Origin of the sequence: Bacillus bingmayongensis (assembly GCF_000299035.1) — a bacterium.
GTDB lineage: Bacteria > Bacillota > Bacilli > Bacillales > Bacillaceae_G > Bacillus_A > Bacillus_A bingmayongensis.
The window spans coordinates 1-18,198 of record NZ_AKCS01000013.1; the positions used below are offsets into that span (position 1 = coordinate 1).

General features: G+C 35.5%; 14 protein-coding genes, 9 tRNA genes and 1 rRNA gene. 21 read left to right on the forward strand and 3 right to left on the reverse strand.

Going from position 1 to position 18,198, the window contains the following annotated elements; all coding sequences use genetic code 11:
• From rrf to Y7E_RS0103070, 11 genes are all read left to right on the forward strand, one after another.
• A 5S ribosomal RNA gene (gene rrf, locus Y7E_RS30720) occupies positions 1–87 on the forward strand; the annotation flags it as partial.
• A gap of 5 nt (positions 88–92) precedes the next feature.
• Positions 93–168: transfer RNA gene (locus Y7E_RS0103025), tRNA-Val, on the forward strand.
• A gap of 9 nt (positions 169–177) precedes the next feature.
• Positions 178–261 (forward strand) — tRNA-Tyr (locus tag Y7E_RS0103030).
• Between the two features lie 7 nt (positions 262–268).
• Positions 269–342: transfer RNA gene (locus Y7E_RS0103035), tRNA-Trp, on the forward strand.
• A gap of 13 nt (positions 343–355) precedes the next feature.
• Positions 356–431, forward strand: a tRNA-His gene (locus tag Y7E_RS0103040).
• A 114-nt stretch (positions 432–545) separates the two neighbouring features.
• Positions 546–620, forward strand: a tRNA-Gln gene (locus Y7E_RS0103045).
• A gap of 5 nt (positions 621–625) precedes the next feature.
• A tRNA-Gly gene (locus Y7E_RS0103050) sits at positions 626–700 on the forward strand.
• Positions 701–710: 10 nt separating this feature from the next.
• Positions 711–781, forward strand: a tRNA-Cys gene (locus Y7E_RS0103055).
• Between the two features lie 10 nt (positions 782–791).
• Positions 792–873 (forward strand) — tRNA-Leu (locus Y7E_RS0103060).
• Between the two features lie 114 nt (positions 874–987).
• Positions 988–1,545 (forward strand): DUF6241 domain-containing protein, encoded by a 558-nt coding sequence (locus Y7E_RS0103065; protein ID WP_017149847.1) that lies wholly within the window; start codon positions 988–990, stop codon positions 1,543–1,545.
• 245 nt (positions 1,546–1,790) lie between these two features.
• Positions 1,791–2,510, forward strand: coding sequence for a YebC/PmpR family DNA-binding transcriptional regulator (locus Y7E_RS0103070; RefSeq protein ID WP_017149848.1), 720 nt, complete (start codon positions 1,791–1,793; stop codon positions 2,508–2,510).
• A gap of 171 nt (positions 2,511–2,681) precedes the next feature.
• Here Y7E_RS0103070 and Y7E_RS0103075 read toward each other — a convergent pair whose 3' ends face one another.
• On the reverse strand, positions 2,682–2,903 hold the full coding sequence (locus Y7E_RS0103075) for a hypothetical protein (protein ID WP_017149849.1): 222 nt from the start codon (positions 2,901–2,903) through the stop codon (positions 2,682–2,684).
• Positions 2,904–3,130: 227 nt separating this feature from the next.
• Here Y7E_RS0103075 and Y7E_RS0103080 point away from each other — a divergent pair, with 227 nt between their 5' ends.
• From Y7E_RS0103080 to yhbH, 9 genes are all read left to right on the forward strand, one after another.
• Positions 3,131–3,592, forward strand: coding sequence for an NUDIX hydrolase (locus Y7E_RS0103080; RefSeq protein WP_017149850.1), 462 nt, complete (start codon positions 3,131–3,133; stop codon positions 3,590–3,592).
• A gap of 472 nt (positions 3,593–4,064) precedes the next feature.
• Positions 4,065–4,841: a transglycosylase domain-containing protein gene (locus Y7E_RS0103085; protein WP_017149851.1), complete on the forward strand. Its 777-nt coding sequence runs from the start codon at positions 4,065–4,067 to the stop codon at positions 4,839–4,841.
• Between the two features lie 191 nt (positions 4,842–5,032).
• The gene (locus Y7E_RS0103090) at positions 5,033–5,686 is read left to right on the forward strand and encodes a DsbA family protein (RefSeq protein ID WP_017149852.1); all 654 of its coding nucleotides are present in this window, start codon (positions 5,033–5,035) and stop codon (positions 5,684–5,686) included.
• A 114-nt stretch (positions 5,687–5,800) separates the two neighbouring features.
• Positions 5,801–5,874, forward strand: a tRNA-Gly gene (locus Y7E_RS0103095).
• 209 nt (positions 5,875–6,083) lie between these two features.
• Complete coding sequence (gene queG / locus Y7E_RS0103100; protein WP_017149853.1) at positions 6,084–7,226, forward strand: tRNA epoxyqueuosine(34) reductase QueG; 1,143 nt, start codon at positions 6,084–6,086, stop codon at positions 7,224–7,226.
• A gap of 44 nt (positions 7,227–7,270) precedes the next feature.
• Positions 7,271–8,158: an amidase domain-containing protein gene (locus Y7E_RS0103105; RefSeq protein ID WP_017149854.1), complete on the forward strand. Its 888-nt coding sequence runs from the start codon at positions 7,271–7,273 to the stop codon at positions 8,156–8,158.
• 58 nt (positions 8,159–8,216) lie between these two features.
• Positions 8,217–8,705, forward strand: coding sequence for a tRNA (uridine(34)/cytosine(34)/5-carboxymethylaminomethyluridine(34)-2'-O)-methyltransferase TrmL (gene trmL / locus Y7E_RS0103110; protein ID WP_017149855.1), 489 nt, complete (start codon positions 8,217–8,219; stop codon positions 8,703–8,705).
• Between the two features lie 401 nt (positions 8,706–9,106).
• A complete protein-coding gene (locus tag Y7E_RS0103120) occupies positions 9,107–11,002 on the forward strand; it encodes a PrkA family serine protein kinase (RefSeq protein ID WP_017149856.1) in 1,896 nt (631 codons plus the stop codon).
• A gap of 683 nt (positions 11,003–11,685) precedes the next feature.
• Complete coding sequence (gene yhbH / locus Y7E_RS0103125; protein ID WP_017149857.1) at positions 11,686–12,861, forward strand: sporulation protein YhbH; 1,176 nt, start codon at positions 11,686–11,688, stop codon at positions 12,859–12,861.
• A gap of 133 nt (positions 12,862–12,994) precedes the next feature.
• On the opposite strand, the gene Y7E_RS32540 is transcribed toward yhbH, so the two are convergent.
• Complete coding sequence (locus Y7E_RS32540; RefSeq protein WP_237741339.1) at positions 12,995–13,201, reverse strand: type 2 periplasmic-binding domain-containing protein; 207 nt, start codon at positions 13,199–13,201, stop codon at positions 12,995–12,997.
• A 298-nt stretch (positions 13,202–13,499) separates the two neighbouring features.
• A complete protein-coding gene (opuD, locus tag Y7E_RS0103135) occupies positions 13,500–15,050 on the reverse strand; it encodes a glycine betaine transporter OpuD (protein WP_017149859.1) in 1,551 nt (516 codons plus the stop codon).
• Positions 15,051–15,275: 225 nt separating this feature from the next.
• On the opposite strand from opuD, the gene colA reads away from it, so the two are divergent.
• Positions 15,276–18,161, forward strand: coding sequence for a collagenase ColA (colA, locus tag Y7E_RS0103140; RefSeq protein WP_017149860.1), 2,886 nt, complete (start codon positions 15,276–15,278; stop codon positions 18,159–18,161).
• Positions 18,162–18,198: the final 37 nt, after the last annotated feature.

Sequence of the window (18,198 nt, forward strand, 5' to 3'; positions counted from 1 at the left end):
CGTTCCCATACCGAACACGGAAGTTAAGCTCTCTAGCGCCGATGGTAGTTGGGGCCTTGCCCCTGTGAGAGTAGGACGTTGCCAGGCAAAATGGAGGATTAGCTCAGCTGGGAGAGCACCTGCCTTACAAGCAGGGGGTCGGCGGTTCGATCCCGTCATCCTCCACCATATAATGTCGGAGGGGTAGCGAAGTGGCTAAACGCGGCGGACTGTAAATCCGCTCCTTCGGGTTCGGCAGTTCGAATCTGCCCCCCTCCACCATTTACATAGGGGCATAGTTTAAAGGTAGAACTGAGGTCTCCAAAACCTCCAGTGTGGGTTCGATTCCTACTGCCCCTGCCAAAAACACAATATGGCGATTGTGGCGAAGTGGTTAACGCACCGGATTGTGGCTCCGGCATTCGTGGGTTCGATTCCCATCAGTCGCCCCATTTATTTTAAATATTTACAAATTAATTTAACTATGATAAGATATGTAATGTCTTATTTAAATATTAATGGTAATAAAATAAGTATTGCAAACATATAATGTATTAGTAATTCGATGGGCTATAGCCAAGCGGTAAGGCAACGGACTTTGACTCCGTCATGCGCTGGTTCGAATCCAGCTAGCCCAGCCATTTTTGCGGAAGTAGTTCAGTGGTAGAATACAACCTTGCCAAGGTTGGGGTCGCGGGTTCGAATCCCGTCTTCCGCTCCAAATTTAATATGGCGGCATAGCCAAGTGGTAAGGCAGAGGTCTGCAAAACCTTTACCACCGGTTCGAATCCGGTTGCCGCCTTTCTTATTATGCCGATGTGGCGGAATTGGCAGACGCGCACGACTCAAAATCGTGTTCCTTCGGGAGTGTCGGTTCGACCCCGACCATCGGTATCAAATAGCGCTTTAAAAAGACTCTAACAGAAATGTTAGAGTCTTTTTTGTTGTATAATAGGATAAAAGAATATTTTATATAAGTGTTTAATTTTGATGTGATGGGGGAAGGAAATGAAACGAAAAGGATGGTTAGGTGTTATTATTTGTGGAGTATTTCTTTCAGGTGGACTATTATATGGATTGTTGAAATTGGCTGAGATACCAGTAGGAGGAGAGAGAGAAGTTTTTACAGAATCAAGTGATGATTTGGAAACAAATATTGCAGAAATTGAAGGCTCAAATGCTCAGCTACATATCACAAAACATTCAACTGAGGAAGAAGTGGTTTCCGCAATGCATAGTATGGCACATCAAAAAGTTATACCTAATAAAAATTGGGGAGCGACCCCGATGTCTACACAGAATGCAGAAAGAGTAAAAGATATTTTAAGTCAAAGCGATTTCGCTCATAAGCAACAATTATTGGAAATTACTGAGAAATGGATAAAGAAAGATTTCAGTGAAATTGTAGAAGAGCATAACTCTTTTCAAGGATTGATGAATCGTAATATTGATACTGCTACAGGAACGATGGACCCTTTAGAAGAAACCACTTTTGTGTTAAATACTTTTGGAGATAAAGTTGCTGCTGCATTAGCAGAGTCTGGAGATCTCCCAGAGCCAAAATAGATTATCAAATAATTGTTTGTTTACTTCAATTAAATAATAACTTGATGAAGTGTTAAATTCGTAATGAAGAATAAAATTGAGGTATAATATACGATGTGAAGTAAAAAATGCATGAGTTTTCATTATGTTCATAATGAAATTGATTATGAACTTTTTGTATTTATTTTGAAAAAGTGTTGAATAAACATTATATTTCATATTAATATTTTTTATGTAGATTTAAACGTGAAAGAGAGTGGAACTTAATGGGTCGTAAATGGAATAATATTAAAGACAAAAAAGCATCAAAAGATGCAAATACAAGCCGCGTATACGCTAAATTTGGACGTGAGATTTATGTAGCTGCAAAACAAGGTGAGCCAGATCCAGAATCAAACCAAGCTTTAAAAGTTGTACTTGAGCGTGCGAAAACGTACAGTGTACCAAAAACAATTATTGACCGTGCAATTGAAAAAGCAAAAGGTGGTTCAGAAGAAAATTATGACGAGCTTCGTTATGAAGGGTTTGGACCAAACGGATCTATGGTAATTGTAGATACACTTACAAATAACGTAAACCGTACTGCAGCAGATGTACGTGCAGCATTTAGTAAAAACAGTGGTAACATGGGTGTAAATGGATCTGTAGCATATATGTTTGATGCGACAGCTGTTATTGGGCTTGAAGGAAAAACAGCAGATGAAGTACTTGAAATTTTGATGGAAGCAGATGTAGATGCACGTGATATCTTGGAAGAAGAAGAGGCTGTTATCGTTTATGCTGAGCCTGATCAGTTCCATGCGGTACAAGCAGCACTTAAGGATGCTGGTATTACTGAATTCACAGTTGCTGAACTAACAATGCTTGCGCAAAGTGATGTAACACTTTCAGAAGATGCACAAGTACAATTTGAAAAAATGATTGATGCATTAGAAGATTTAGAAGATGTTCAGCAAGTTTACCACAATGTGGACTTAGGCGAATAATTATTATAAATCTAATGATATCAATGGTTTTAGTCTAATCATTTGGGTGGGCTAGCATAAAAACTGTAATAATTACGATGATAAATGTCTTCTCATAGATGAATTGAAAAATTCATAATGAGGAGGCATTTTTTATTCCATATTCAAATCAAAAAACAACATACACCTGTATTATTTCTTCCTAAACTTTAATAAAGGACTTGTATCGCTTAATTCAACAAAGAACGGAAAAAGAAATAAAAAAGGTAAAGCATGAGCACCAAATTCAAACGTATCATCTGAAAGATACTGTCTTCCGTAACAGTATGGACAATCCTTCCCATCGTTTTGCATGAGAAGCGACCATACATCTTTTGCTTTCCATTTTGTTTTACAATTCGTACAACGAGTCATAAAACGCCTCCTATCTTTTTGTTCACTCTTGAAATTATATTTTATTTATTTTCCAGAATATTCTATTTAATTATACATACAATAAATATTTGAGTAAATGAAATCGTGTAGGAGTGTACATGTACTATATGTGAACTTAGGTTATAAAAAAGGATTCTTGTAATGAGTAATGAATATTAATATATATTGTATTTAAAATTAAATGAATGTTCTTCGGAGGTTATAAAATGGAGTATACAACACCTAAGCACATTGTTGCTGTTTCTGCTTACATAACAAATGCAAATAACGAAATTCTTTTAGTAAAGGTACAGTGGAGAGTTGATACATGGGAAATGCCTGGAGGACAAGTAGAGGAGGGAGAGGCTCTTGATCAAGCCGTTTGTAGAGAAGTACTTGAAGAAACGGGTCTCTTAGTAGAACCAGTTGGAATTACAGGTCTTTACTATAATGCGTCAAAGCATATTTTATCGGTGGTCTTTAAGGTAGAGCATGTTAGCGGAGACATAAGAATCCAGCCAGAAGAAATAAAAGAAGCAAAATTTATTGCTTTGAATGAAAATAATATTGATGAATATATAACACGCCCACATATGAAGTCGAGAACACTTGATGCCATAAATGCAAATAATTTTATTCCATATGAAACTTGGAAAGTAGATCCGTATGATTTGATAGGAAGACTATAGGCTATTTCATTTATTTTAAATTTAAAAGGACAAGTTATTTGAGATATCACCAAATAACTTGTCCTTTTTTTCTTATATTGTGTAAGTAAAAATGTCTAGTATGATCTTTAATCGGTGAAACTAAATAAGATAGTAGGATAAAAAGTATACACGGTAAATATATATTGATTGCAAGAACGCTTGTTTGGTAATATATCTATATTGTTCTAATTAAAATTGGATTGTTACATTAATTTTTTAGAAAATGCTGTAGAAGAAATGTTAGGTAATAACTTACTAAAACTGGAAATGCATCAAGTGATATAATAGAAGAAGGCTGAATAGAATCTTATCATTTTTTCTGCTAGAATATGTATTTTATAGCTTACAACATTGTAAGGTAAGTGTAAGAGAAATCAATTGGAGATTGCATTAAGAAACAGTATTCTTAATGTAAGGATTATATATGCTGTAAGGAAAAGAGGTGTGCACGATGAAAGAACGAGTACTGTCTAGGGTTAACTATCATCAAAAGGTTTCATTCAATCCAATTACGAAGTTTCTTTATAAAGCCATTATTTTATTATTACTACTTAGTTGTACATTATTATTGATTGGAAATGTAATGATTGAGCGAAGTGATATTAGCAAGCTGCATGTACCCGCTAAATTAGAGGTACCAGAACCTTTGGCTCACGCGTTTATTGCGACAGAAGATAAAAGGTTTTATCATCATAACGGTCTAGACTATATAGCAATTGTTCGAGCTTCTATTGAAAATATAAAAGCTGGTGGTGTTGTACAGGGTGGAAGTACAATTACACAGCAGCTTTCCAAAAATGCTTTTTTATCTAATGAACGTACATTTTCTCGTAAATGGAAAGAGATTTTTTATACAAAAAAAATTGAGCGTACATTTACTAAAGATGAGATTTTAAAATTATATGTGAGCAATATTTATTATGGAGAAGGTGCATGGGGGATTGAAAAAGCATCCCAGCTATACTTTGGTAAAAAGGTAAATCAATTAACATTAAGTGAAAGTGCAATGATGGCTGCTATTGTGAAAGCCCCTGCTTATTATTCTCCTGCCCAGAACTATGATAAAGCAGTAGAGAGACGAAATGTTGTTTTGAAATTAATGGAAAAAGAAGGGTATATTAGCCATGATGAATATGTGCAAGCGATTAGTGAAAAATTAGTAATTCGTCATGATATTCCAACTCAGCATTCGTTGCAAAAAATAGCGCGTGAAAAAGCGGTAAGCTAAAAGCGAAGTTCTATAGAGGGAACTTCGCTTTTTTGAATAGAATAGCCAAAGAAGAGACACAATATTGACACATTTGTCGTTTTTTTTGGAAATTATGTGAGCGTGTTCATTGCATGATGTATAAAAGTATTGATATCATGTGTAATGTGTACAACAATGTATACAGAATATGAATTTAAAGAGGAATGTATATGAAATCATCAAATAAAATCATGGCTCTTGGTATTGTTTTTTCTATCGCAGTATTAATTGTAATCGGGACAATTGCATACAGTATCATAAATGACAAAAAAGATAAAGGGAATGAGATGTTTGCTTATTCCACGCAGCAATCTTTAGGTAAAGAAGATGCTCCTGTTAAGGTTGTAGAATTTGGAGATTTTAAATGCCCAGCTTGTCGAACTTGGGATGCGACAGTATTACCTCGTCTAAAAGAAGAGTATATTAATAAAGGGAAAGTACAGCTTTATTTCATTAACTTCCCATTTATCGGAAAAGATTCTGATTTAGGGGCTGCTGCCGGTGAGGCGATTTATAAACAGAACCCAGAATCTTTCTGGACATTCTATGATGAAATTTATCAAGGTCAGAAGAAAGATACTGAAGAATGGATTACAGAAGAGCTGCTTCTTAATATAGTGAAGGAAAAGCTTCCGAAAGTTAATGTAGAGCAGTTTAAAAAGGATCTACATAGTAAGGAAATCCAAGATAAAGTACGTAAAGATTCAGATCGTGCACAGAAGCTGAAAGTACAAGGTGCTCCTTCAGTATATGTAAACGGAAATCTTGCGAATCCAGATTATGATAGTATAAAAAAGGCGATTGATAAAGAATTGAAAAAGTGATGAGTATACTCATCACTTTTTCGACTTTTTTCGATAAATTTCTTGCTTGGACTTTTGTGACGTGCTATACTATTTTACATAAGTTATTTCAATAAATTATATTTTTTCATATTTGCGGGTGTAGTTTAGTGGTAAAACAAGAGCCTTCCAAGCTCTGGTCGAGAGTTCGATTCTCTTCACCCGCTCCAGATATTATTTCATATTCTCATAATAAATTGTGATCAACGCAGTGTCTCGTTTCTAAGATAAACGAGGCATTGCGTTTTTTAATGTTTGGAAATGAAAAATTTATGCGAAAATAGAATTAAGAACTATGATGACGAAGTGAAAGGCTAACCATCAGTAGGTGATTACTTGTTTGATGAGGATATGTATTCATCGTAGAAGGAGGGATAGCATGGATTTTGAGAAATTAAAACAAGATGTTATAGCGTATAGTAAAACAATTGGAATAGATAAAATAGGCTTTGCGAGTGCATCACCATTTGAAGAATTAAAACAGCGTTTAATTCAGCAGCAACAATTAAATTACCAGTCTGGCTTTGAAGAGCCTGATATTGAAAAAAGAACAAATCCACAGTTACTATTGCCGGGAGCAAAATCAATTATTGCAATTGCCTTAGCGTACCCATCAAAGTTGAAAAATGCACCGTTAAGTAAACGAGGAGAAAGACGTGGCATTTTCTGTCGTGCTTCTTGGGGGCAAGATTATCATCTTGTTTTACGGGATCGCCTGCAAAAATTAGAGGCGTATTTAATTGAGAAGCTTCCTGATATAGAAGTGAAATCGATGGTGGATACGGGAGAGCTGAGTGATCGTGCTGTTTCAGAGCGTGCTGGTATTGGATGGAGCGGTAAAAACTGTTCCATTATTACGCCAGAATTTGGCTCTTATGTGTATTTAGGTGAAATGATTACGAATGTACCATTTCCGCCGGATCAACCAATAGAAGATCAGTGCGGAAGCTGTACAAAGTGTATTGATATTTGCCCAACTGGTGCACTAGTACAAGGTGGACAATTAGATTCAAAAAAATGTATTGCTTTTTTAACGCAAACAAAAGGTTTTCTCCCAGAAGAATATCGAGATAAAATTGGAAATCGTATTTACGGCTGTGATACGTGCCAAACAGTTTGTCCAAAGAACAGAGGGAAGGATTTTCATAATCATCCAGAAATGGAGCCGGATCCAGAGCTTGTTAAACCATTATTAACTCCATTATTAACGATAAGTAATCGAGATTTCAAAGAAAAATATGGAATTATGTCTGGATCATGGCGCGGGAAAAAACCATTGCAACGAAATGCAATTTTGGCCCTTGCTCATTTTAAAGAAGCCACAGCAATTCCTGATTTAATTGGTGTTATGAAAGATGATCCAAGACCTGTAATTCGTGGTACAGCAGCATGGGCTCTAGGAAAAATCGGTGGTGAAGGTGTAGGGGAAGCAATTGAAAAGGCGATGGAACGTGAGAAGGATGAGGAAGTTCTCCATGAAATGAATCGAGGTCTTGAAATGTTAGCTGAGAAAAAACAGTAGATAATGTCTCCTTTTTTCATATCGTAATATGGGAGGGAGAGGAAATGTTGGTAAAACAAAAGATTGAAAAGCAGATACAACAATTGTTAGCTTATATTACAAATAAACGTGTAAGTGTCGATGAGATTCCTACGGATTTATTACAAGTACTACAGCGAAAAAGAAACTTGTTTCAAAATCGTAATGCTGAAATTGTGAAGGCAACAGCAGACGTATCTTTTATAAGACAATGGAATAGTAGGCAATATCAAGAAGTAGATTATCAAGTTCATTTGAAACATTTAGTTCATCACCATGAATTATTTTACATGGAAGAAGAACAATTAGAACGACGTGTTTATTTAAAAGATGGGCGTATTGTAGAAGATAAAGATATTGAAACACAAGTAGAAAGAGCCCAAGGTGAAACGTTAGAGCGTGAGATAACGAAAGGAAAGTATGGTTCGTATCAATATAATCGCTTAGAAGCTGTCAAATACGCGGAGCTTTGGTGGGATGATCGGAATCCAGCGTATCGTAATTTTCCTGATAATTGTACGAATTTTATTTCGCAGTGTCTGCATGCTGGTGAAACGCCAATGACTGGGTATCCTAACATTCGTAAAGGATGGTGGCAAAGGGAGAATCAGTGGAGCTGGAGCTGGGCAGTTGCTCATTCATTTTATTGGTATTTATCAGGGGCTACAACAGGACTACGTGCTAAAGCGGTAGAAAGTCCGGAAGACCTTCTACTCGGTGATGTAATTGTTTATGATTTTGAAGATGATGGTAGATGGAATCATACAACAATAGTTGTAGCTAAAGATGCAGACGGTATGCCGCTTGTAAATGCACATTCTGCTAATAGCCGCAGGCGGTATTGGAATTATGAAGATTCCAGTAAATATACGCCACAAATGAAATATAAATTTTTTCATATTATTAATGGGTAGAGATTTTTCACTCAAGTGGTATAATACGTAGTAGACAAAAGATTGAGGTGAATATCGCGTGGGAGTACATGTTGTTTTATATCAACCAGAAATTCCAGCAAATACAGGAAATATTGCACGTACTTGTGCAGCTACTGGGACAGAATTACATTTAATTCGACCGCTTGGATTTTCAACGGATGATAAAATGTTAAAACGTGCCGGCCTAGATTATTGGCAGCACGTAAAAATTACGTATTATGATTCGATTGAAGAGTTTTATGAAAAAAATAGTGACGGTGAATTTTTCTATTTAACAAAGTATGGTGAAAAAGCACATACAGCGTTTGATTATAGTAAGCCAGAGAAAAATTATTACTTTGTATTTGGTAGAGAAACAAACGGATTGCCAGCAAACGTAATCGAAGAAAACTTCGATCATTGTTTACGTATTCCAATGACTGACAAAGTGCGTTCGTTAAATTTATCTAATACAGCAGCGATTTTAATTTATGAAGCATTCCGTCAACAAAATTATCCAGGTTTAGATTTAGAAATTGTATATTAAAAGTTGTATGTAATAGAGAACAAAAAGTGATGGGCCTAGGCCCATCACTTTTTGTTTGTACCTGGTTTATCGTTATAACCTGAAGTGAAAATTGCAGTAAGAAACGTAAGTGAGACACCTAAAATTAATAATAATTTCATGTGAATCCTCCTTTTTCATATTTTATTTAAGAGAATTTGGATCTTAAGTTTATGTAGATTCTGTGGAAGTAAAGAAGATATATCTGTAAGAATGAGAAGGAATTTCCCGATAAATTCATTATACCGAATTTTCTTTTAACTTTGGGATGAAATTTATAATGTTTGTAGGAGATTTCATTTTGATTTAAAGAATGTTTAAGGACATCCTCGCATACCTTTTATAATAATCCGATTGAACAAGGAGATGGGGGAGGAGCTATAATGGATATTCTAAAGAAAATTGAACAGCATCGAGAAGCAGAAGAACGTTTACAATGGGAAGGTACGTTTGCGGAATATTTGGAGCTTGTTAAAGAAAGACCATGGGTGGCTCAAACTGCACACTCTCGCATTTACAATATGATTAAAGACGCTGGTATTGAAGAAGTGGAAGGCAGAAAAAAATATAACTTTTTTAGCAATCAGCTATTTGGATTAGAAGATGCGTTAGAGCGTCTTGTGGAAGAATATTTTCATCCGTCTGCGAAACGTTTAGATGTTAGAAAACGGATTTTACTATTAATGGGACCAGTTAGTGGTGGGAAATCAACATTAGTCACTATGTTAAAACGAGGATTAGAAACATACTCGCGTACAGATCGCGGAGCTATTTTTGCGATAAAAGGTTGCCCGATGCATGAAGACCCTCTTCATCTCATACCACATCATTTACGTGATGACTTTTACGATGAATATGGTGTAAGAATTGAAGGGAACTTGTCACCATTAAATGTGATGCGTTTAGAAAAAGAATATGGTGGAAGAATTGAAGATGTAATTGTAGAACGGATTTTCTTCTCGGAAGATCGCCGGACAGGAATTGGTACATTTAGTCCTTCTGATCCAAAATCACAGGATATTGCGGATTTAACAGGAAGTATTGATTTTTCTACAATTGCAGAATATGGTTCAGAGTCCGATCCACGTGCATACCGTTTTGATGGAGAGTTAAATAAAGCAAACCGTGGTATGATGGAATTTCAAGAGATGTTAAAATGTGATGAGAAATTTTTATGGCATCTATTATCTCTTACACAAGAGGGAAATTTCAAAGCTGGGAGATTTGCACTTATCTCAGCAGATGAATTAATTGTAGCCCATACGAATGAAACAGAGTATCGCTCCTTTATCTCTAACAAGAAAAATGAAGCGTTACATTCAAGGATTATTGTGATGCCGGTTCCATATAATTTACGAGTTAGTGAAGAAGAACATATTTATGAAAAGATGATTCGTGAAAGCGATGTTTCAAATGTACACATTGCGCCGCACACACTTCGCGTCGCAGCAATGTTTACGATTTTAACACGCTTGAAAGATCCAAAGCGCCCAGATATTGATTTAATTAAAAAGATGCGTTTATATGATGGAGAAATGGTCGAAGGTTATAATTCAATTGATGTAGAAGAATTACAGCGTGAATATCAAGATGAAGGTATGAGTGGAATTGATCCACGTTATGTTATTAACCGCATTTCTTCTACTATTATTAGAAAAGAAGTACCATCGATTAATGCGCTTGATGTGTTACGTTCGTTAAAAGATGGGTTAGATCAGCATCCATCCATTAGTAATGAGGACCGGGAGCGCTATATGAATTTCATTTCATTAGCAAGGAAAGAGTACGATGAAATTGCTAAGAAAGAAGTACAAAAAGCGTTTGTGTATTCGTATGAAGAATCGGCTAAGACTCTTATGGATAATTACTTAGACAACGTTGAGGCATATTGCAATAAATCAAAATTACGTGATCCATTAACAGGTGAAGAAATGAGTCCAGATGAAAAGCTAATGCGTTCCATTGAAGAACAAATTGGCATTTCAGAAAATGCGAAGAAAGCATTCCGAGAAGAAATTTTAATACGTATTTCTGCTTATGCTCGTAAAGGAAAACGTTTTGATTACAATTCACATGAGCGCCTTCGCGAAGCAATCCAGAAAAAATTATTTGCTGATTTGAAAGATGTTGTAAAAATTACAACATCTACGAAAACACCAGATGAAAATCAGTTGAAGAAAATTAATGATGTTGTTGCACGCTTAATCGATGAACATGGCTACAATTCTTCATCGGCAAATGAATTGTTGCGCTATGTAGGTAGCTTGCTGAATCGATAGTTTGATAATAAAACGCTGTCTCTTATGAAACCAGAGGCAGCGTTTTTATATCTATCCAATTGAAGTAATGAAACTTTACTATATATATCTATTTTGATTTTTCAGCATATAAGTCGCGGCTATGAAAACGAAAGGAGATATCCACTTGTTTTCTCTCTTTGTTTCCACATGACAGGGGCAAAAAAGGCACTGATCGCTACTACACTCGGTCGGGTGCTCTCTCTCAGCTGAAAGTTAGGGTTTATGTCGTTTTTCAATCTGTATTTATATAGTGAATGTTTCATTTCATATATGGACTTGTCCAAACATAATAAATTAAGATGCAATTTCATGAATTTATTGTCAATTATTTTTACAATACGCATATGATAGAGTAACCAACCATTCATACAGAAAAAAGCCAACACAATACAATATGTTGCAGAGTGAAAAAGTGTGCAACAATGAATTGTGTTTCTTTCTTATCAGCTAAAGAAATTTCAATTTAAAATGGATATCAAAGTTTTTGTTAAGGATGTTCGGAGCAATACGTAAAAAGCTATGGATGCCTTATGGTTATGGAAAAAGTAAGTTCTAATGAACAGATACTTTTTAACTACTTTTATGGCTACATCATAACCTTAAATTCTTATATTACTGTTTATTAGAGAAAATAAGGGAAATTACAGTAAGGAGGGAAAAGGATGGGCGAAGAAAATCAACCTAATTATACAATTTCACAGGAAAACTGGTCCCTCCATCGCAAAGGACATGACGATCAACAACGCCATCAGGAAAAGGTGCAAGAGGCAATTAAGAATAATTTACCAGACCTTGTGACAGAGGAAAGTATCGTTATGTCTAATGGTAGGGACGTTGTAAAAATACCAATTCGTTCTTTAGATGAATATAAAATTAGATATAACTATGATAAGAATAAACATGTTGGGCAAGGAACTGGTGGTAGTAAAGTTGGCGATGTGGTTGCAAGAGATGGATCAAGTGGTCAAAAACAAAAAGGACCAGGAAAAGGGAAAGGTGCAGGAGATGTAGCTGGGGAAGATTATTATGAAGCAGAAGTATCTATTTTAGAATTAGAGCAAGCGTTTTTTAAAGAGCTAGAGCTACCTAACTTAAAGCGGAAAGAAATGGACGAAAATCGTATTGAACATATTGAATTTAACGACATTAGAAAAACAGGATTATGGGGAAATATTGATAAAAAACGGACGATGATATCAGCTTATAAACGAAATGCCATGAGTGGAAAACCAGCTTTTCATCCGATTCGTCAAGAAGATTTGAAATTCCGAACATGGAATGAAGTGTTGAAGCCAGATTCAAAAGCGGTTGTATTAGCAATGATGGATACGAGCGGATCTATGGGGCTTTGGGAGAAGTATATGGCGCGTAGCTTCTTCTTTTGGATGACAAGATTTTTACGTACAAAGTATGAAACGGTAGATATAGAATTTATTGCTCATCATACAGAAGCGAAGGTCGTGACAGAAGAAGAATTTTTCTCAAAAGGAGAAAGTGGCGGAACAATATGTTCTTCTGTTTATAGAAAAGCACTTGAGCTTATAGATGGAAAGTATTCACCGGAACGCTATAATATTTATCCATTTCATTTTTCAGATGGGGATAACTTAACATCAGATAACGCTCGGTGTGTGAAGCTTGTTCAAGAATTGATGAAGCTATGTAATATGTTTGGGTATGGGGAAGTAAATCAGTATAATCGCCATAGTACGCTTATGTCAGCCTATAAAAATATTAAAGATGAGAATTTCAGGTACTATATTTTAAAACAGAAAGTTGATGTATTCCACGCAATGAAGAGCTTTTTTAGAGAAGAATCAAGTGAGAAAATGGCGTAATCCCTTTTTTATATTGATAGTAATAAAAGCAAGCTCATGAAATTCATATTTCATGAGCTTGCTTTTGTTAGTTTACTTTTCCACCTTATGTAATAACGAATTCAGGTTTTACTTGTGAACCAAATTCTTCTTTTTAATGTGTATCGTATAGCTTATGAAGATAGTTTTCTTTTCCTAAATTTTTAAGCTCCTTATTGATCCAATCATGCATTTCTTTATTTCCTTTTTTCACTGCGATTGCAATTTGTTCTTCGCCACCTAGCTTATCTGCGCCTACTAGTTCACCACGATTTTTTATCCCGCTAACGGGCAGTAAGACCCCCACCTCAAAATTCAGCAAGAGTAAAGAAGTTAGGTGGGGGATCAACTGACCGTAAAAGCCCGATTGGTGCGGGCTGATAATCAGTGTGGGATGAAGCCCCCCACACTGACTAAAGTTTCACTTTATTTGTTCGATTTTTTCGCTCGCCTTTGATGATGCTTTTTCATTTTTTTATCGCTAGAACCACATGCCGCTAATAGAACTGAAAGTAATCCTATAATAACGACTTTTTTATATAATATTTCTTCCTTTTACAGTTTCAATATAAAAGAATTGATTTAAAAAGCACCTCTAAATAGATAAGAGGTGCTACAAATTACATAACCTTTTTTATTTTTTGTGTTACGTTTTGCGTTTGCGTAACAATTTCTTCTTGTCTTAGCTCTTTGAATAATGAGGTTATCATTAAAACGACAACAATAGAGAATGGCAAGGCTGCAATAATCGCTGCAATCTGTAAGGCATTTAATCCGCCAGCCTGCAAGAGAATGGCTGCGATCGCTGCAATAGTTAATCCCCAAATAAGTTTCAAATGGTTTTTTGGCGATAAATTACCATTACTTGTTTGCATAGAAACAACGAATGTTGCAGAGTCAGCAGAGGTAACAAAGAACGTTGCTACTAAAATGAGACTAACAATGGTTAAAAATGTTGAGAATGGTAAATGGGAAATGACGGCGAATAATCCAATCTCTGTTCCATTTTTGGCGATTTCATCAGCAATTCCAAGTGATTGGAACATTTCCATATGAATCGCAGTTCCGCCAAAAACAGCAAACCAAAATGTACAGATGAGTGTTGGAATTAAGACTACGCCAAAAATGAATTCACGGATTGTACGTCCGCGGGATACGCGGGCGATAAATGTACCGACGAATGGCGACCACGAAATCCACCAACCCCAGTAGAAAATCGTCCAATTTTCAATCCAAGAAGAGGACTCTTTACTAAAGGCTCCTAAGTTTAATCCCATACTTGGTAGTGCCCCAATGTAAGAACCTAGTGTAGAAGTAAAGTATTTCATAATAAAAACAGTTGGCCCAAGAATTAAAAAGGAAACAAGTAATATCCCAGCAAGGGAGAAGTTTAAGTTACTCAAATATTTAATCCCACGATCTAAACCAGTTTGCGCACTAGTTAAATAGAGTATAGTGAAAATAGCAATGAGTACCAGCTGTGTACTCATTGTATTGTTGATAGAAGGAAATAAGTAACTTAACCCTCCGGCAATTTGTTGTGCACCGATTCCTACGGATGGCACAATTCCGAAGACGGTTGCCAACACAGCTAAAATATCTACTGTTTTTCCAATAGGAGAATTTTTCGATCGATTAAATAACGGAGTAACTGTAGCACCGATTGTACTACCTTGTTGTTTTCTGAACGTAAAGTATGCAATTGTTAAAGCAACCATCGCATAAAGTGACCAAGGGAAGAGACCCCAGTGAAAAAATGAATATTGCATAGCAAGTTTTGCGCTTTGTTCAGTTCCAGGTTCACCGGTAAGCGGTGCCCCGAAATGTGAAATTGGTTCAGCAATCCCATAAAAGAGAAGACCAATTCCCATCCCTGCTCCAAACAACATGGCGAGCCAAGAAAGGTAGCTATATTTTGGTTTCTCATCATCTTTACCAAGACGAATTGATCCATACTTTGAAAATGCTAAATAAACAGCTAAAACAATCATTGTGGTCATAAGTAGAGAGTAAAACCACCCAAACTTATTGAGAATAAAAGAATTTAAAGAAGAGGTAACACTTTGTAAATCATAGCCTTGTATCCAACTTGCTGGAAGCACACCCCGTATAATAAATAAGGTTGTAAGCAAGATGGAGATATAAAATACACTGTTTTCTTTTTTTATCATAGAATCCCACCTTTAATTAATTAGGTTAACAGTTATATTAACCATAACAATTATCGGTTTAAATGTCAAAAAATTCACTTTTTATAGAAGAGATACGTTAGTATGATTATTCATAAAACGTTCGAAATGTATACAGAAATAATATGAAATATTGCATTTTATATTATTTTATCAAGATGATATGTTATTTTCATGTTGCGGATATACAACTAGGGAGGACTTATTATGAAAAAGAACATAAAGTTTAATCAAATAATGCTAGGGATTAGTACAATGGCATTATCATTAAGTGGATGGCAAGCTGAAGTATCAGCAGAAGAAAAAGCACCTTACAATGTATTACAAATGAAACCTGTCGGTATAGAAACTTTAAAAGATGAAATTGTACATTCTACAAAGGTGGATGAAACATTATCATTTGAAAAGCGTTTAAAAGTAGGAGATTTTTCACAGCGACCAGCGCCGATTGCGGAGCGGGCTGAAGTTAGACAATTCCAGCAAAGTTATTCTATGGCAGAGCTTAATAGAATGAGCGATAGTGAACTAATTGATACGCTAGCAAATATTCGTTGGAATCAAATTACAGATTTATTCCAATTCAATCAAGATACGAAAGCTTTTTATCAAAATAAAGAGCGCATGAAAGTTATCATTGATGAGTTAGGACGACGAGGAAGTACTTTTACGAAAGAAGATGCAAAGGGAATTGACACATTTGTTGAGGTATTACGTTCTGCTTTTTATTTGGGATTTTATAATAATGAATTAAGTTACTTAGATGAGAGAAGTTTCCATGATAAATGCTTACCAGCATTAAAAGCAATTGCGAAAAACCCAAACTTTAAATTAGGTACAGCTGAGCAAGATAAAGTGGTAGCTGCGTATGGGAAATTAATTAGCAATGCTTCTAGTGATGCTGAAACAGTGCAGTATGCGACAAATATTTTAAAACAGTATAATGATCACCTATCTACGTATGTAGGTGATCGTACGAAAGGACAAGCTATATATGATATCATACAAGGAATTGATTATGACATACAGTCTTACTTGTATGATACGCGTAAAGAGCCTAATGCAACAATGTGGTATGGAAAGATTGATAACTTTATAAATGAGGTTAGTAGAATCGCTCTCATACGGAATGTGACAACTGAAAATAGTTGGCTAATTAATAATGGTATTTATTATGTAGGACGTTTAGGGAAATTTCATAGCAATCCAAATAAAGGATTAGAAGTTATTACACAAGCAATGGGGATGTATCCTCGCCTAAGAGAAGCTTATTTTACAGCGGTAGAGCAAATTACAACAAATTATGGTGGAAAAGACTCTAGTGGGAATACAGTAGATTTAGAGAAAATACGTGAAGAAGGCAAACAGCAGTATTTACCGAAAACATACAAATTTGATGATGGGTCTATCGTATTTAAAACAGGAGACAAAGTAACAGAGGAGAAGATTAAGAGATTATATTGGGCTGCCAAGGAAGTAAAAGCGCAATATCATCGTGTAATTGGAAATGATAAAGCGTTAGAATCAGGGAACGCTGATGATGTATTGACAGTAGTAATTTATAATAATCCGGATGAATATCAGTTAAATAGACAGTTATATGGATATGAAACAAACAATGGTGGAATCTATATCGAAGAGAAGGGAACTTTCTTTACATATGAGCGCACCCCGGAACAAAGCATTTATAGTTTAGAAGAGTTGTTCCGTCATGAATTTACACATTATTTACAAGGAAGATACGAGGTTCCTGGTTTATTTGGAAGAGGGGATATGTATCAAAATGAAAGATTAACTTGGTTCCAAGAAGGTAATGCGGAATTTTTTGCGGGATCTACACGTACAAATAATGTTGTTCCACGTAAGAGTATAATTAGTGGTTTATCATCTGATCCAGCGAATCGTTATACTGCAGAGCAAACATTGTTTGCAAAGTATGGATCATGGGATTTTTATAACTATTCCTTTGCACTGCAGTCTTATTTGTATAATCATCGATTTGAAACATTTGATAAGGTTCAAGATTTAATACGTGCGAATGATGTGAAAAATTACGATACATATCGTGAAGCTTTGAGTAAGGACACACAATTAAATAAAGAATATCAAACATATATGCAGCAATTGATTGATAATCAAGACAAATATGATGTACCACAAGTATCGGATGATTATTTAGTAAAACATGCACCAAAGCCATTAGCTGAAGTGAAGACAGAAATTGCAGATGTTGCGAATTTGAAAAATGCAAATATTACAAAACATAAGTCTCAATTCTTTAACACATTTACAGTAGAAGGCACGTACATAGGTGGTGCATCAAAAGGTGAATCCGAAGATTGGAAAACGATGAGCAAGCAAATGAATCAAGTATTGGAACAGCTATCGCAAAAAGGATGGAGTGGTTATAAAACAGTTACAGCGTATTTTGTTAACTATCGTGTGAATGCAGCCAATCAGTTTGAATATGATATTGTTTTCCACGGTGTTGCAACGGATGAAGAGGAAAACAAAACTACTAAAGTAAATATGAATGGACCTTACAATGGGAAAGTAAATGAAAAAATTCAGTTTCATAGCGATGGTACAGAAAGCGCAGGGGGAAAAATTATTTCTTATCTTTGGAATTTTGGGGATGGTACAACAAGTACAAAAGCAAATCCTATTCATGTATATGGGAAAGAGGGAACGTATACAGCGGAGCTAACAGTGAAAGATAATAGAGGAAAAGAAAGTAAAGGACAAACAATGGTCACCGTAAAACAGGATACGCAAACAGGTGCAGGCTCTGAAGAAGCAAAGATAATTCCTTTTAATACGCTTGTAAATGGAAATCTGAATACTTCTAATCAAACGGATGTTTACATGTTCGAGGTTAAATCTCCAAAAGAGGTAGATATTTCTGTTATAAACGAACAGCAAATTGGGATGACATGGGTGCTGCATCATGAATCAGACATGCAAAATTATGTTGCTTACGGTCAAGCTGACGGAAGCGTCATTAAAGGAAAATACCAAGCAAAAACAGGAAAGTATTATTTATATGTATATAAATTTAATAATGAAAATGGGGCATATTCATTATTAGTAAAATAAACTTGTTTCCAATGTATATGAAACTTTACTTTTTATG